Below are 14815 nucleotides of genomic sequence, written 5' to 3' on the forward strand. Positions count from 1 at the left end.
TGACCTGCACTCACAACCGCAGAAGAATCCAAGCGGTTGCGAGATTGGTCTAAACCACGAGCCGGAATTGTCTGCATGTTGTTGGGAGCCCACCAGTGAACGAGCGTCCGTCCATCGCCAACATGCTTAAAGAAGAGCGAAGGTTCGCGCCGCCGGCCGACCTGGCGGCCAACGCCAACGTCACCGCGGAGGCGTACGAACAGGCCAAGGCTGACCGGCTCGGCTTCTGGGCCGAGCAGGCCCGCCGGCTGACCTGGGCCACCGAGCCGACCGAGACGCTCGACTGGACGAACCCGCCGTTCGCCAAGTGGTTCGCCGACGGCAAGCTGAACGTCGCGTACAACTGCGTGGACCGTCACGTCGAGGCGGGCCACGGCGACCGTGTGGCAATCCACTTCGAGGGTGAGCCCGGCGACAGCCGGGCCATCACCTACGCCGAGCTCAAGGACGAGGTCAGCCGGGCGGCCAACGCGCTGACCGAGCTGGGCGTCCAGCAGGGCGACCGCGTCGCCGTCTACCTGCCGATGATCCCCGAGGCGGTCATCTCGATGCTGGCCTGCGCCCGCATCGGCGCCGCGCACTCCGTGGTCTTCGGCGGGTTCTCCGCCGACGCCATCGCCAAGCGCGTGGCGGACGCCGACGCCAAGGTCGTCATCACCTCCGACGGTGGCTACCGCAGGGGCAAGCCCGCCGCCCTCAAGCCCGCCGTGGACGACGCCGTCTCACGCGAGGGAAGCTCCGTCGAGCACGTCCTCGTCGTGCGCCGCACCGGGCAGGACGTGGCGTGGAGCGAGGGCCGCGACGTGTGGTGGCACGAGCTGACCGAGCGCCAGTCGGCCGAGCACGCCCCCGAAGCCTTCGACGCCGAGAACCCGCTGTTCATCCTCTACACCTCGGGGACGACGGGTAAGCCGAAGGGCATCCTGCACACCTCCGGCGGCTACCTCACGCAGGCCGCGTACACCCACCACGCCGTCTTCGACCTCAAGCCGGAGACGGACGTCTACTGGTGCACGGCCGACATCGGCTGGGTCACCGGGCACTCGTACATCACGTACGGTCCGCTGGCCAACGGCGCGACGCAGGTCATGTACGAGGGCACGCCCGACACCCCGCACCAGGGGCGCTTCTGGGAGATCGTCCAGAAGTACGGCGTGACCATCCTCTACACCGCACCGACCGCGATCCGGACGTTCATGAAGTGGGGCGACGACATCCCCGCGAAGTTCGACCTGTCCAGCCTGCGCGTCCTCGGCTCGGTCGGTGAGCCGATCAACCCCGAGGCCTGGATGTGGTACCGCAAGAACATCGGCGCCGACACCTGCCCCATCGTGGACACCTGGTGGCAGACCGAGACCGGCGCCATGATGATCTCGCCGCTGCCCGGCGTCACCGAGACCAAGCCGGGCAGCGCCCAGCGCGCCCTGCCGGGCATCTCGGCGACCGTCGTCGACGACGAGGCCCGCGAGGTGCCCGACGGCGGGGGCGGCTACCTCGTCCTGACCGAGCCGTGGCCCTCCATGCTGCGCACCATCTGGGGCGATGACCAGCGCTTCCTGGACACCTACTGGTCACGCTTCGAGGGCAAGTACTTCGCCGGGGACGGCGCCAAGAAGGACGACGACGGCGACATCTGGCTCCTGGGCCGGGTGGACGACGTGATGCTCGTGTCCGGGCACAACATCTCCACCACCGAGGTCGAGTCCGCCCTCGTCTCCCACCCCTCGGTCGCCGAGGCGGCGGTCGTGGGCGCGGCCGACGAGACCACCGGGCAGGCCATCGTCGCGTTCGTGATCCTGCGGGGCACGGCGAACGCCGACGACGAGGGCCTCGTGGCCGACCTGCGCAACCACGTGGGCGCGACGCTCGGCCCGATCGCCAAGCCCAAGCGCATCCTCCCGGTGGCCGAGCTGCCGAAGACGCGCTCCGGGAAGATCATGCGGCGGCTGCTCCGCGACGTCGCCGAGAACCGCGAGCTGGGTGACGTCACCACCCTCACGGACTCCTCCGTGATGGACCTGATCCAGACCAAGCTGCCGGCCGCGCCGAGCGAGGACTAGTCAGAACCGAGTCGACGAGGGGCATCCGGCACCGCGCCGGGTGCCCCTCTTGCGCATAAAGTGACGATCGCCGGATAGGTCCGGTCGCATGTTGGGTACGCTGAGGACCGCGTCAACATCGCGACAACATCGCGACAAGAAGAACCTAGGTGCGCCGGGAAGTCTGGTCGGCAAGTGTTTTGTCCTGCCTACCGACCGGAGGTCGACCCCCGTGGCCGCGCCCGCACCCAGCAACGCACCCCGCAACAACCGCAAGGTCCTCGGCCGGCTCTCGCTGCCCGAACGGAACTTCGTCGCGAACGCGCTGCGTGCCGAGACCGTCGGTGGCGTCCTCCTCCTCGTGGCCGCGGTCACCGCGCTGATCTGGGCGAACACCGCCGGCGGATCGTACGAGACCGTGAGCGGCTTCCACGTCGGGCCCTCCGCCCTCGGCCTGGACCTCTCCCTCGCGCACTGGGCGGCCGACGGACTGCTGGCCGTCTTCTTCTTCGTCGCCGGCATCGAACTCAAGCGTGAGCTCGTCGCGGGCGACCTGCGCGACCCGAAGGCCGCCGCGCTGCCCGTCATCGCCGCGCTCTGCGGCATGGCCGTACCCGCTCTCGTATACGTCCTGGTCAACACCGTCGGCGGCGGCTCCCTGAGTGGCTGGGCGGTGCCGACCGCCACCGACATCGCCTTCGCGCTCGCCGTCCTCGCGGTCATCGGCACCTCGCTGCCGTCCGCGCTGCGCGCCTTCCTGCTCACGCTCGCCGTCGTCGACGATCTCTTCGCGATCCTGATCATCGCGGTGTTCTTCACCAGCGACCTCGACTTCGCGGCGCTCGGCGGCGCGTTCATCGGCCTCGCGGTCTTCTGGCTGCTGCTCCGCAAGGAAGTACGCGGCTGGTACGTCTACGTTCCGCTGGCCCTGGTCATCTGGGGCTTGATGTACAACAGCGGCATCCACGCCACGATCGCCGGTGTCTCGATGGGCCTGATGCTGCGCTGCACCCGCCGCGAGGGCGAGGAGCACTCGCCGGGCGAGCACATCGAGCACTTGGTGCGTCCCCTCTCGGCGGGACTCGCCGTACCGCTGTTCGCGCTGTTCAGCGCCGGTGTCGCGGTGTCGGGCGGCGCGCTGGGGGACGTGTTCAGCAAGCCGGAGACGCTCGGTGTCGTCCTCGGTCTCGTGGTCGGCAAGGCGGTCGGCATCTTCGGCGGCACCTGGCTCGCGGCCCGCTTCACCAAGGCCGAGCTCAACGAGGAACTCGCCTGGGCGGACGTGTTCGCGGTCGCCTCGCTGGCCGGTATCGGCTTCACCGTCTCGCTCCTGATCGGTGAACTCGCCTTCGCCGAGGACCCACTGCTCACCGACGAGATCAAGGCAGCCGTCCTGATGGGGTCTCTCATCGCGGCCGTGCTTTCAGGGATCCTGCTCAAGGTGCGCAACGCCCGCTACCGCGCGCTGTACGAGCACGAGGAGCGCGACGACGACCTCGACGGCATCCCGGACGTGTACGAACAGGACAAGCCGGAGTACCACCTGCGGATGGCCGCGATCTATGAGAAGAAGGCGGCCGAACACCGCAGGCTTGCCGAAGTGTCGGCCGGGGCACGCGCCGAGGACGACGGTCCGGCATGATCTGAGCAGACTTGACTGCGCAGACTGAGCTGAGCGGTCGTACCGGAACAGACGTATGTGAGCAGGCTTACGCAGGCTTACGGAGAAGGGGAGAAGCGATGAGCGCACCCGACGGGCCCGTCGGCACCGAACGCAGCCTCGGCCAGCTGGTCTCCACGGCGACCAGCGAGATGTCGGCGCTGGTGCACGACGAGATCGCGCTGGCCAAGGCCCAGCTGCGGCAGGACGTCAAGCGGGGTGCGGTCGGCGGCGGCGCGTTCGCCGCCGCGGGGGCGGTGCTGCTCTTCTCGCTGCCGATGCTGAGCTTCGCCCTGGCGTACGGCATCCGTACCTGGAGCGGCTGGAACATGGCCATCTGCTTCGTGCTCTCCTTCGCGGCGAACGTGCTGGTCGCGGGCGTGCTCGCCCTGATCGGCGTCGTCTTCGCCAAGAAGGCCAAGAAGGGCAAGGGGCCGCAGAAGGCCGCCGCATCGGCCAAGCAGACGGCTGCCGTACTGCAGAACGTGAAGCCGCACCCGCGTTCGATCGGCCCCGCGCCCGCCGTGGGCGCCACCCTCGACCGTGGCGGTGAGAAGCCTGCGGCTGTGGCACGCTCGTCTTCATGACGGACCCCGCCACGCCCGCCCCCCATCCGGCCCAACCCGCGTCACTCGTACGCATCGAAGGACCGTGGACCCATCGGGACGTCGCCGCCAACGGCGCCCGCTTCCACATCGCCGAGATGGGTGACGGGCCGCTCGTCCTGCTGCTGCACGGCTTCCCGCAGTTCTGGTGGACCTGGCGGCACCAGATGGTGGCGCTCGCCGACGCGGGTTTCCGGGCGGTCGCGATGGACCTGCGGGGCGTGGGCGGCAGCGACCGTACGCCACGGGGTTACGACCCGGCGAACCTCGCGCTCGACATCACGGGCGTCGTACGGTCGCTCGGCGAGCCGGATGCCGCGCTCGTCGGGCACGACCTGGGCGGCTACCTCGCGTGGACGGCGGCCGTGATGCGGCCCAAACTGGTGCGCCGCCTCGCCGTCTCCTCGATGCCGCACCCGCGGCGCTGGCGCTCGGCGATGTTGTCGGACCGCAGGCAGACCGCCGCGGCCTCGTACGTGTGGGGCTTTCAGCGGCCGTGGGTGCCGGAGCGTCAACTCGTCGCCGATGACGCCGCTCTGGTGGGGCGTCTGGTGCGGGACTGGTCGGGGCCGCGGCTGCCGGACGACGAGTCGGTGGAGACGTACCGCCGTGCCATGACGATCCCGTCGACGGCGCACTGCTCGGTCGAGCCGTACCGCTGGATGGTGCGGTCGATGGCCCGCCCCGACGGCATCCAGTTCAACCGGCGCATGAAGCGCCCCGTGCGGGTTCCCACGCTGCATCTGCACGGCTCGCTGGACCCCGTGATGCGCACGCGCAGCGCCGCCGGCTCGGGCGAGTACGTCGAAGCACCGTACCGGTGGCGGCTGTTCGACGGTCTGGGGCACTTTCCGCAGGAGGAGGACCCCGTCGCCTTCTCCACCGAGCTGGTCAACTGGCTGAAGGATCCCGAGCCGGACCGGTAGGCCGTACGGACGCGTGTGCGGGGTCGAATCCAAGCCAGGGGAACACCAGTTCTTCGAACGGCCAATTGCCTCCCGCATAGGCCAATTGGGGCCCGTGCGCGCGATTACCGACCTTGGGGCACGGGCACACGTCGGGGTATGGGCTGGACGCACGACTACAGTGACGCAGCACGCAACCGCCGCTCAGCCATCGCGCTGAACAGCCGTGAGATGAGGGGCGGTCCCCATGATCCGGGCCATGAAGGCCCCGCTCAAGGCATCGGCATCCCCCGCATCCTGCGCCGCAGGGCCCGCTGGGTCTCGGCGCGGCTGAGGCATACGCGCGACTGAGACATACGCGCGACCTGGGCATACGCGCGACTGATCCGGACCGATCCGGCTGCTCCCCCGACTGCGCGCCGGCTAGAGCGCGCAGCCCTCGCTGTCGACCTCTTGGTTGGCGGTGCGGCCTGCCTTGATGTCCTCGCGGACCTCGTCGGCGGTGAGGGCGTATCCGGTGTCCGGGTCGTCGAGCGACTTCGCGAACACCACGCCGTACACCTTGCCTTCGGGCGTGAGCAGCGGCCCGCCCGAGTTGCCCTGGCGGACGGTCGCGTAGAGCGAGTACACGTCGCGGCGCACGGTGCCCCGGTGGTAGATGTCCGGGCCGTTGGCCGTGATGCGACCCCGCACGCGCGCGGGGCGGACGTCGTACGGGCCGTTCTCCGGAAAGCCCGCGACGATCGCGTTGTCACCGCTGGCCGCGTCCTTCGACGTGAACTGCAGCGCGGGCGCGTCGAGCGTCGGCACGTCCAGTACGGCGATGTCGCGCTCCCAGTCGTAGAGCACGACCTTCGCGTCGTACGTCCTGCCGTCTCCGCCTATCTGCACCGTCGGCTCGTCCACGCCGCCGACCACGTGCGCGTTGGTCATCACGCGGCGCTCGGAGAAGACGAAGCCGGTGCCTTCGAGGACCTTGCCGCAGCCGCGCGCCTCGCCCTGCACCTTCACGATGGAGCGACGGGCCTTCGTGGCGACCTCGCTCTTGGCGAGCTTGGGGTCGGGGGCCTGGACCTCGGTGATGGGCTCGTTCGAGAACGGGCTGAAGACCTGCGGGAAGCCGTTGCGCGCAAGGACCGAGGAGAAGTCCGCGAACCAGGTGTCCGCCTGGTCGGGCAGCGTGCGCGAAACGCCGAGCAGGATCTTGGAGTTGCGTACTTCCTTGCCGACCGTCGGCAGTGTCGTGCCCGCGAGGGCGGAGCCGATCAGCCAGGCGACCAGGAGCATCGCCAGTACGTTGACCAGCGCGCCGCCCGTGGCGTCCAGGGCGCGGGCCGGCTGCCAAGTGATGTACCGGCGGAGCTTGTTGCCCAGGTGCGTGGTGAAGGCCTGGCCGATGGAGGCACAGACGATCACGATGACCACGGCCACGACGGCGGCCGTCGTGCCCACCGCTCCCTCGTCGTCCGTGAGGGCGCCCCAGATGATGGGCAGCAGGTACACCGCGACGAGTCCGCCGCCCAGAAAACCGATCACCGACAGGATGCCGACGACGAATCCCTGGCGGTAGCCGACGACCGCGAACCATACGGCGGCGACCACCAAAAGGATGTCCAGCACGTTCACCGATTCAATCCTCGCCTCGCATCGCGGTCGCCACGTCCCCGCAACCTTGTCATGCGCGCCAGTCGAGCGGCACCTGCTTGGTGCGGTCCCAGGGGCGCTCCCAGCCTGCGAAGTGCAGGATTCTGTCGATCACTCCAGCCGTAAAACCCCAGACCAGAGCGGATTCGACGAGGAAGGCCGGGCCTTGGTGGCCGCTCGGATGAACCGTCGTCGCGCGGTTGCCGGGATCCGTGAGATCGGACACGGGGACCGTGAAGACGCGGGCCGTCTCGGCCGGATCGACGACGCCGACGGGACTGGGTGATCGCCACCAACCCAGTACGGGCGTGACGACGAAATTGCTCACCGGGATGAAGAGCTTGGGCAGCACGCCGAAGAGCTGGACGCCCCGGGGATCGAGCCCGGTCTCCTCCTCGGCCTCGCGCAGGGCGGCGCGCAAGGGGCCGTCGTCGAGCGGATCGCCGTCCTCGGGGTCGAGGGAGCCGCCGGGGAAGGAGGGCTGGCCCGCGTGCGAGCGAAGGCTGCCGGAACGCTCCATCAGGAGCAGCTCGGGGCCGTGTGTGCCCTCTCCGAAGAGGACCAGTACGGCGGACTGGCGTCCGGCGCCGCTCTCCGGGGGCAGGAAGCGGCTGAGTTGGGTCGGTCGGACCGTCTCGGCCGCGTGTGCGACCGGATCCAGCCAGGCGGGGAGGCCTTCAGTACTGAGGCGCACAGGGCGCACGTTTCCGTCGGGGCCAGCTGTGCCGCCGCGTCCCTGGAAGCCGTTCCCATCGCTCATGTGCGTATCGCTCGTGTCGGTTGTCTCGCTCGTGTCGCTCGCGTGCGTCATCTGCACCCCCGTCCAACTGTGGACAACGCCTGTGAACCCTCGGTTGGTTCCTCGCTCATGCGGCGCCCAGCGGGGGCGCGGCCTTCCCCGGATAGTCCGGCGGGGGCTTGAGGCGCTGGCCCGGCAGGCCGCCCATCTCGTACTTCAGGAGCTTCTTCGCCTTCTCGGGATCGGTCTCGCCCTCTCCGTACGCCGGGCAGAGATCGGCGATCGGACAGGCGCCGCAGGCGGGCTTGCGGGAGTGGCAGATGCGGCGGCCGTGGAAGATCACGCGGTGCGAGAGCATCGTCCACTCGCTCTTCGGGAAGAGGTCGGCGACGGCGGCCTCGACCTTCACCGGGTCGGTCTCCTCAGTCCACTTCCAGCGCCTGACGAGGCGTCCGAAGTGGGTGTCCACGGTGATGCCGGGGACCCCGAAGGCGTTCCCGAGCACGACGAACGCGGTCTTGCGTCCTACGCCGGGGAGCTTGACCAGGTCCTCTATGCGGCCGGGGACCTCGCCGCCGTGGTGGTCCCTGAGGGCCGTGGCGAGCCCCATGATCGACTTTGTCTTCGCCCGGAAGAAGCCGGTCGGCCGGATCAACTCCTCGACCTCTTCGGGGCTGGCGGCCGCGAGGTCCTCCGGGGTCGGGTACGCGGCGAAGAGGCGCGGGGTCGTCTGATTCACCCGCAGGTCGGTGGTCTGCGCGGAGAGGACCGTGGCGACGAGGAGCTCGAAGGGGTTCTCGAAGTCCAGCTCGGGGTGGGCGTACGAATACACCTCGGCGAGCCCACGGTTGATGCGGCGGGCTCGGCGGACGAGGGAGGTGTGGGACTCGGGCTTGCCCTTGGTCTCGGCCTTCGTCGGAGCGGCCTTCTTGGTGGGGGTGGTCTTCTTGGCTGCCGGGGCCTTCTTGGCCGCGGGGGCCTTCTTGGCCGGGGTGGACTTCGCCGCGGCGGCGGTGGCCTGAATCTGCTCCGAAGGCTTGCTCACCGGTGGCACCCTTGTCCCTTTTGTCGCATTCTCTGGCTCAGTGGATGTATGTTCGCCCACAGCGGAATCCGGTTGGGCTGTAGCCTTCCCGGTACTCCTGGCCTGGGCTCCCACCGGCTTTTTGGACACCCGGCCAGCCTAGAGCCCGACACTGACATCCGCCCTTGACCCCATGGATCGGCCCCCAATTGGCCCCCTCCCGCACAGCTTGCGACGCCGGTGCGGCAGACTTGTGACTGATCACACTGTTTGGACCGTCCGGCAAAATGGGGGGCCACAGTCCCCTGATGCAGGCCGACAAGGAGAGAACTCGTGGACGACGTTCTGCGGCGCGCCCCGCTCTTCGCGGCGCTCGATGATGAGCAGGCCGCGGAGCTCCGCGCCTCCATGAGTGAGGTGACGCTCGCGCGCGGGGATGCGCTTTTCCATGAAGGTGACCCCGGAGACCGCCTTTACGTGGTCACCGAGGGCAAGGTGAAGCTTCACCGCACCTCACCCGACGGCCGCGAGAACATGCTCGCGGTGCTCGGTCCCGGCGAGCTCATCGGTGAGCTCTCGCTGTTCGACCCGGGTCCGCGTACGGCCACCGCCTCCGCGCTCACCGAGGTCAAGCTGCTCGGCCTCGGCCACGGTGATCTTCAGCCGTGGCTGAACGCACGGCCCGAGGTGGCCGCGGCGCTGCTGCGTGCCGTCGCTCGGCGCCTGCGCAAGACGAACGACCAGATGTCCGATCTGGTCTTCTCCGACGTGCCCGGGCGTGTGGCCCGCGCCCTTCTCGACCTGTCGCGCCGCTTCGGCGTGCAGTCCGAAGAGGGTATTCACGTGGTGCACGACCTCACGCAGGAAGAGCTGGCCCAGCTGGTCGGCGCGTCCCGCGAGACGGTCAACAAGGCTCTGGCGGACTTCGCCGGGCGCGGCTGGCTTCGGCTTGAGGCTCGCGCGGTGATTTTGCTGGACGTGGAGCGGTTGGCGAAGCGTTCTCGCTGACGCGGGACGCTGACGCTGTTTCTTGTACGTGGATGGGGTCCCGCCTCTCTGAGGCTGGGCCCCATCCGTGCTTCCGCACAAGCATTTCCCACCCACCCACCCGATTGCCCCGCGGTGTGGGGTGGGTGGGTTGCGCCTTGGTGGGGTGGGTGGGCGCGAGACCCCCCGGAGCGAGCAGGCTGGTGTTGGGGCTAGATCAAGCCGTGTTCCTGCAAGTAGTCCAGTTGTGCCCTGACCGACAGTTCCGCTGCCGGCCACAAGGAGCGGTCCACGTCCGCGTAGACGTGGGCGACCACGTCCGACGGGGCCGCGTGGCCGTTCTCCACGGCCGTCTCGACCTGGGCGAGGCGGTTCGCGCGGTGGGCCAGGTAGAACTCGACGGCGCCCTGGGCGTCATCGAGGACCGGACCGTGGCCCGGCAGGACCGTGTGCACGCCGTCGTCGACCGCCAGGGACCGCAGGCGCCGCAGGGAGTCCAGATAGTCCCCCAGGCGGCCGTCAGGGTGCGCCACGACCGTCGTACCGCGGCCCAGGACCGTATCGCCCGTCAGGACCGCCTGATCGGCCGGGAGATGGAAGCAGAGGGAGTCCGCGGTGTGACCCGGCGTCGGGACCACCCGGAGTTCGAGGCCGCCCGTCGTGATCACGTCACCCGCGCCAAGCCCCTCGTCGCCCAGACGCAGCGCCGGGTCGAGGGCCCGGACCTTGGTGCCGGTCAGCTCGGCGAAGCGCGCGGCGCCCTCCGCGTGGTCGGGGTGGCCGTGGGTGAGGAGGGTGAGCGCGACCCGCTGCCCGGCCTTCTCGGCGGTGGCGATGACGTGCTGGAGGTGTCCGTCGTCCAGGGGCCCCGGGTCGACGACGACCGCAAGACCGGAGCCAGGCTCGGAGACGATCCAGGTGTTGGTCCCGTCCAGCGTCATCGCGGAGGCGTTGGGGGCCAGGACGTTGACCGCGCGGGCGGTGGCGGGACCGCTGAGGACTCCGCCCCGGGGCTGCCCGGGAAGGGCGGCGGCTTCGGTCATGCGGGGGTGACTCCCGTCCGGTTCGTGGCAGGGGCGGCGGGATCAGGCGTGGCCGTGGCCGTGGTCATGCTGAACCCCCCGTAGGGATGTGCTTGGTGAACTCTTCGTGGCCCGGCCAGGTCAGCACCAACTCGCCGTCCTCCAGGCGCGCTTGCGCCAGTACGGGGGTGAGGTCGCGCTCCGGGGCTGCGGCCAGGGCGTCCGCGGCCGACCCGTAGCGGCTCAGTTGGCGCAGGGTGGCGATGGTGGGCGGCATCATCAGGAGGTCGCCCTTGTCGTAACCCGCCGTGGCCTCCCCCGGAGCGATCCACACCGTACGGTCGGCCTCCGTGGAGGCGTTGCGCGTGCGCTGCCCCTCCGGGAGGGCCGCCACGAAGAAGAACGTGTCGTAGCGCTTCGGCTCAAACTCCGGAGTGATCCACCGGGCCCAGGCGCCGAGCAGGTCACTACGGAGGACCAGATCCCTGCGGTCGAGGAATTCCGCGAAGGAGAGCGCGCGGGCCACCAGCGCCTCCCGGTCGGCCTCCCAGTCGTCGCCCGTGGTGTCGCCGACGACGCTCGACGGGGTCGGCCCCGCGAGCAGTACACCCGCCTCCTCGAACGTCTCGCGTACGGCGGCGCACACGATCGCCTGGGCCCCCGGCTCGTCCACACCGAGGCGCGCCGCCCACGTCGTGAGGGACGGGCCCGCCCAGCGCACGAGGCGGTCGTCGTCACGCGGGTCCACGCCCCCGCCCGGATACGCGTACGCGCCTCCGGCGAAGGCCATGGAGGCGCGTCTGCGCAGCATGTGTACGGCGGGGCCCACCACGGAGTCACGGGAGTCACCGGAAACCCGGGAGTCCCGCAGGAGCATGACCGTGGCCGCCCGGCGCGGAGTCGCCGGCGTCAGTTCGCCGCTGCTCAGCGCACGGATGCGGTCGGGCCACTCCGGGGGGTACCACTGCCCATTAGCCATGGGCGGAGGCTATCCCCTGGTGGGCGGATGTTCGAGAGGCAACTATCGGGTGCCAGAAGGCAGCGATCAGGCCACGCGGAGGACGGACTACGCCTCGGTCAGCTCCACCTGGATCTCGACCTCGACCGGCGCGTCCAGCGGCAGGACCGCCACGCCCACGGCGCTGCGGGCGTGCACGCCCTTGTCGCCGAGCACCTCGCCGAGCAGCTCGCTCGTGCCGTTGAGCACCGCGGGCTGGCCCGTGAAGTCCGGGGCCGAGGCCACGAAACCGACGACCTTCACGACGCGGGCGATCCGGTCGAGGTCACCGGCGACGGACTTCACCGCGGCGAGCGCGTTCAGCGCGCACGTGCGGGCCAGTTCCTTGGCCTCCTCGGGGGTCACCTCTCCGCCGACCTTGCCGGTCATCGGAAGCTTGCCCTCCACCATCGGGAGCTGGCCCGCGGTGTAGACGTACACACCGGACTGGACAGCCGGCTGGTAGGCGGCGAGCGGCGGCACGACCTCGGGCAGCGTCAGGCCGAGTTCGGCCAGTTTCGCCTCGACGTTGCCGCTCATGCCTGCCTCTCCCGCTTCAGGTAGGCCACGAGCTGCTCAGGGTTGTTCGGCCCGGGCACGACCTGGACGAGCTCCCAGCCGTCCTCGCCCCAGGTGTCCAGAATCTGCTTCGTGGCATGGACGAGCAGCGGCACGGTTGCGTATTCCCACTTGGTCATATGGCCGACTGTAGCCGTTGTGAGGCACTGCTCACGGTGGCCTCCTGCTTAGCCCGGACGGCGACTGGTTAGGCTCGGAAGTGTGAGCAGGCTCCAGGTCGTCAGCGGCAAGGGCGGTACCGGCAAGACCACGGTGGCCGCCGCACTCGCGCTCGCCCTCGCGACGGAGGGCAAGCGCACCCTCCTCGTGGAGGTGGAGGGCAGACAAGGCATCGCGCAGCTCTTCGAGACCGAAGCGCTGCCGTATGAGGAGCGGAAGATCGCCGTCGCTCCCGGGGGCGGGGAGGTGTATGCCCTTGCCATCGATCCAGAACTGGCGTTGCTCGACTACCTCCAGATGTTCTACAAGCTGGGGGGCGCGGGACGCGCGCTCAAGAAACTCGGCGCCATCGACTTCGCCACCACGGTGGCTCCCGGTCTGCGGGACGTCCTGCTGACCGGCAAGGCCTGCGAGGCCGTACGCCGCAAGGACAAGAGCGGGCGTTACGCGTACGACTGCGTGGTGATGGACGCGCCGCCCACCGGCCGCATCACGCGCTTCCTGAACGTGAACGACGAGGTCGCGGGCCTGGCCAAGATCGGCCCGATACACAACCAGGCGCAGGCCGTGATGCGCGTCCTGAAGTCTCCGGAGACAGCGGTCCACCTGGTGACGCTCCTTGAGGAGATGCCCGTCCAGGAGACCGCCGACGGGATCGCCGAGCTGCGCGCGGCCAAGCTTCCCGTGGGGCGCGTCATCGTGAACATGGTGCGGCCCGCGCTCCTCGACGAGGCGTCCCTGGAACTCGGCCTCGGCCAGACCCCGCGTACCGCCATCGCCAAGTCCCTGTCCGCCGCCGGGCTCGGCGGGGCACGCCGCGGCGGCGTCGCCGAGCGCCTCGTGGACCCGCTCCTGGAGCAGGCCGCCGAGTACGCCGAGCGGCACGCCCTGGAGGGCTCCCAGCGGGCCGTTCTGGGCGATCTCGGCCTCCCCCTGCACGAACTCCCCCTGCTGGCCGGGGGAATGGACCTGGCGGGGCTCTACGAACTCGCCACGGAACTGCGGAAGCAAGGGATCGCATGACTTCGGACCCGGCACGGAACCCGGACACGACTCGTCCCCTGGACCCGGCCCGCACGCTCGACGTGGACGCCCTGCTCGACGACCCGAAGACCCGCATCGTGGTGTGCTGCGGCTCCGGAGGCGTCGGCAAGACGACCACGGCCGCCGCGCTCGGCCTGCGCGCCGCCGAACGGGGCCGCAAGGTCGTCGTCCTGACCATCGACCCGGCGCGCCGGCTCGCGCAGTCCATGGGGATCGATTCCCTCGACAACGTCCCCCGCCAGGTCAAGGCCATCGAGGGCGCCTCCGGCGACGGCGAGCTGCACGCCATGATGCTCGACATGAAGCGCACCTTCGACGAGATCGTCGAGGCGCACGCGGACAAGGAGCGCGCGGCAGCGATCCTCGGCAACCCCTTCTACCAGTCGCTTTCGGCGGGCTTCGCGGGCACGCAGGAGTACATGGCGATGGAGAAGCTGGGGCAGTTGCGCTCCCGTGACGAGTGGGACCTGATCGTCGTCGACACGCCGCCGTCGCGTTCGGCCCTGGACTTCCTCGACGCGCCGAAGCGCCTCGGCTCCTTCCTGGACGGGAAGCTGATCCGAGTGCTGATGGCCCCCGCCAAGGTGGGCGGCCGGGCCGGGATGAAGTTCCTGAACGTCGGGATGTCGATGATGACGGGGGCCCTGGGCAAGCTGCTCGGCGGTCAACTGCTGCGTGATGTCCAGACGTTCGTGGCCGCGATGGACACCATGTTCGGCGGCTTTCGTACCCGCGCGGACGCCACGTACCGGCTGCTCCAGGCGCCGGGCACGGCGTTCCTCGTGGTGGCGTCGCCTGAGCGGGACGCGCTGCGGGAAGCGGCGTACTTCGTGGAGCGCCTGGCGGCCGACGACATGCCGCTCGCGGGTCTCGTGCTGAACAGGGTGCACAGCAGCGGCGCCGCTCAGCTCTCGGCCGAGCGGGCACTTGCCGCCGCGGAAAATCTTGATGAGAGCCGCATTGTGGATCAGGAGGACGGGAAGGAAGGTGTTCGTAGCTCCCGCGAGGCCTCCCCCGAGGCGCCCCACGAGGCATCCCCCGAGGCTCCCGGCAACTCCCACGAGGCCCCCGGCAGTTCCGAGACCCCCGCACCTTCTGACACGCCTTCCGAAGAGACCTCTGAAGCCTCCGCAGAGACGTCTGCGACCTCCGCCGAGCCTCATGACGCTCAGCAGCCCGTGGCGCAGCTGACGGCCGGTCTGCTGCGCCTGCACGCGGAACGCATGCGGCTGCTCGCGCGCGAACAGCGCACGCGCGATCGCTTCACCGCGCTTCACCCCGAGGTGGCCGTGGCCGAAGTGACGGCGCTGCCGGGCGACGTGCACGACCTGGCAGGCCTTCGGGCCATCGGGGAACGGCTCGCGGCCGGTGCTGATGGTGATGCGGCCGGAGCAGCCTGAGCCACTGAGCA

General features: G+C 69.8%; 15 protein-coding genes. 8 read left to right on the forward strand and 7 right to left on the reverse strand.

The genetic code is table 11. The annotated features are described in order from the left end of the window. Nucleotides 1-122: 122 nt before the first annotated feature. The 5 genes from acs to ACZ5U5_RS31625 all read left to right on the forward strand — a co-directional run bounded on the left by acs (nt 123) and on the right by ACZ5U5_RS31625 (nt 5560). Nucleotides 123-2060 (forward strand): acetate--CoA ligase, encoded by a 1938-nt coding sequence (gene acs / locus ACZ5U5_RS31605; RefSeq protein WP_469028951.1) that lies wholly within the window; start codon nt 123-125, stop codon nt 2058-2060. A 211-nt stretch (nt 2061-2271) separates the two neighbouring features. Beyond that, nucleotides 2272-3681 (forward strand): Na+/H+ antiporter NhaA, encoded by a 1410-nt coding sequence (gene nhaA / locus ACZ5U5_RS31610; RefSeq protein ID WP_469028476.1) that lies wholly within the window; start codon nt 2272-2274, stop codon nt 3679-3681. Between the two features lie 98 nt (nt 3682-3779). Continuing rightward, on the forward strand, nt 3780-4286 hold the full coding sequence (locus ACZ5U5_RS31615) for a phage holin family protein (protein ID WP_469028478.1): 507 nt from the start codon (nt 3780-3782) through the stop codon (nt 4284-4286). Beyond that, nucleotides 4283-5230 carry an alpha/beta fold hydrolase gene (locus tag ACZ5U5_RS31620; RefSeq protein WP_451215196.1) on the forward strand — a complete coding sequence of 316 codons (948 nt, stop codon included), beginning with the start codon at nt 4283-4285 and terminating at the stop codon, nt 5228-5230. Before ACZ5U5_RS31615 ends, ACZ5U5_RS31620 begins: the two co-directional genes overlap by 4 nt. Before the next feature lie 138 nt (nt 5231-5368). After that, entirely contained in the window at nt 5369-5560 is a 192-nt protein-coding gene (locus tag ACZ5U5_RS31625) for a hypothetical protein (RefSeq protein ID WP_469028482.1), read from the forward strand. Nucleotides 5561-5632: 72 nt separating this feature from the next. Here ACZ5U5_RS31625 and ACZ5U5_RS31630 read toward each other — a convergent pair whose 3' ends face one another. The 3 genes from ACZ5U5_RS31630 to nth are packed head-to-tail and all read right to left on the reverse strand — an operon-like array spanning nt 5633 to nt 8766. Continuing rightward, entirely contained in the window at nt 5633-6835 is a 1203-nt protein-coding gene (locus ACZ5U5_RS31630) for a MarP family serine protease (protein WP_469028485.1), read from the reverse strand. A 49-nt stretch (nt 6836-6884) separates the two neighbouring features. Further along, nucleotides 6885-7664 (reverse strand): NUDIX hydrolase, encoded by a 780-nt coding sequence (locus ACZ5U5_RS31635; RefSeq protein ID WP_469028488.1) that lies wholly within the window; start codon nt 7662-7664, stop codon nt 6885-6887. A 55-nt stretch (nt 7665-7719) separates the two neighbouring features. Next, nucleotides 7720-8766 carry an endonuclease III gene (nth, locus tag ACZ5U5_RS31640; RefSeq protein ID WP_469028491.1) on the reverse strand — a complete coding sequence of 349 codons (1047 nt, stop codon included), beginning with the start codon at nt 8764-8766 and terminating at the stop codon, nt 7720-7722. Between the two features lie 183 nt (nt 8767-8949). On the opposite strand from nth, the gene ACZ5U5_RS31645 reads away from it, so the two are divergent. Further along, on the forward strand, nt 8950-9624 hold the full coding sequence (locus ACZ5U5_RS31645; RefSeq protein ID WP_016642758.1) for a Crp/Fnr family transcriptional regulator: 675 nt from the start codon (nt 8950-8952) through the stop codon (nt 9622-9624). A gap of 191 nt (nt 9625-9815) precedes the next feature. On the opposite strand, the gene ACZ5U5_RS31650 is transcribed toward ACZ5U5_RS31645, so the two are convergent. The 4 genes from ACZ5U5_RS31650 to ACZ5U5_RS31665 form a co-directional block, all read right to left on the reverse strand. Further along, a complete protein-coding gene (locus ACZ5U5_RS31650; protein WP_469028494.1) occupies nt 9816-10646 on the reverse strand; it encodes an MBL fold metallo-hydrolase in 831 nt (276 codons plus the stop codon). Between the two features lie 64 nt (nt 10647-10710). Further along, nucleotides 10711-11604, reverse strand: coding sequence for an NUDIX hydrolase (locus ACZ5U5_RS31655; protein ID WP_469028496.1), 894 nt, complete (start codon nt 11602-11604; stop codon nt 10711-10713). 87 nt (nt 11605-11691) lie between these two features. Beyond that, on the reverse strand, nt 11692-12162 hold the full coding sequence (locus tag ACZ5U5_RS31660; RefSeq protein WP_363210529.1) for a RidA family protein: 471 nt from the start codon (nt 12160-12162) through the stop codon (nt 11692-11694). Then, complete coding sequence (locus ACZ5U5_RS31665; protein ID WP_010986011.1) at nt 12159-12320, reverse strand: DUF4177 domain-containing protein; 162 nt, start codon at nt 12318-12320, stop codon at nt 12159-12161. Before ACZ5U5_RS31665 ends, ACZ5U5_RS31660 begins: the two co-directional genes overlap by 4 nt. A gap of 82 nt (nt 12321-12402) precedes the next feature. On the opposite strand from ACZ5U5_RS31665, the gene bagA reads away from it, so the two are divergent. Next, nucleotides 12403-13383, forward strand: coding sequence for an ATPase BagA (bagA, locus tag ACZ5U5_RS31670; RefSeq protein ID WP_469028500.1), 981 nt, complete (start codon nt 12403-12405; stop codon nt 13381-13383). Next, a complete protein-coding gene (bagB, locus tag ACZ5U5_RS31675) occupies nt 13380-14804 on the forward strand; it encodes an ATPase BagB (RefSeq protein ID WP_469028503.1) in 1425 nt (474 codons plus the stop codon). Before bagA ends, bagB begins: the two co-directional genes overlap by 4 nt. Nucleotides 14805-14815 lie beyond the last annotated feature (11 nt).

Source organism: Streptomyces sp. NPDC033177 (assembly GCF_055577715.1).

What these genes read in the sequence shown, in the direction of transcription:
- ACZ5U5_RS31650 (WP_469028494.1), bottom strand. Translation starts at nt 10,646, where the DNA reads ATGACCGAAGCCGCCGCCCTTCCCGGGCAGCCCCGGGGCGGAGTCCTC.
- ACZ5U5_RS31625 (WP_469028482.1), top strand. Translation starts at nt 5,369, where the DNA reads ATGGGCTGGACGCACGACTACAGTGACGCAGCACGCAACCGCCGCTCA.
- bagB (WP_469028503.1), top strand. Translation starts at nt 13,380, where the DNA reads ATGACTTCGGACCCGGCACGGAACCCGGACACGACTCGTCCCCTGGAC.
- ACZ5U5_RS31620 (WP_451215196.1), top strand. Translation starts at nt 4,283, where the DNA reads ATGACGGACCCCGCCACGCCCGCCCCCCATCCGGCCCAACCCGCGTCA.
- ACZ5U5_RS31655 (WP_469028496.1), bottom strand. Translation starts at nt 11,604, where the DNA reads ATGGCTAATGGGCAGTGGTACCCCCCGGAGTGGCCCGACCGCATCCGT.
- ACZ5U5_RS31660 (WP_363210529.1), bottom strand. Translation starts at nt 12,162, where the DNA reads ATGAGCGGCAACGTCGAGGCGAAACTGGCCGAACTCGGCCTGACGCTG.
- ACZ5U5_RS31615 (WP_469028478.1), top strand. Translation starts at nt 3,780, where the DNA reads ATGAGCGCACCCGACGGGCCCGTCGGCACCGAACGCAGCCTCGGCCAG.
- acs (WP_469028951.1), top strand. Translation starts at nt 123, where the DNA reads ATGCTTAAAGAAGAGCGAAGGTTCGCGCCGCCGGCCGACCTGGCGGCC.
- ACZ5U5_RS31635 (WP_469028488.1), bottom strand. Translation starts at nt 7,664, where the DNA reads ATGACGCACGCGAGCGACACGAGCGAGACAACCGACACGAGCGATACG.
- ACZ5U5_RS31665 (WP_010986011.1), bottom strand. Translation starts at nt 12,320, where the DNA reads ATGACCAAGTGGGAATACGCAACCGTGCCGCTGCTCGTCCATGCCACG.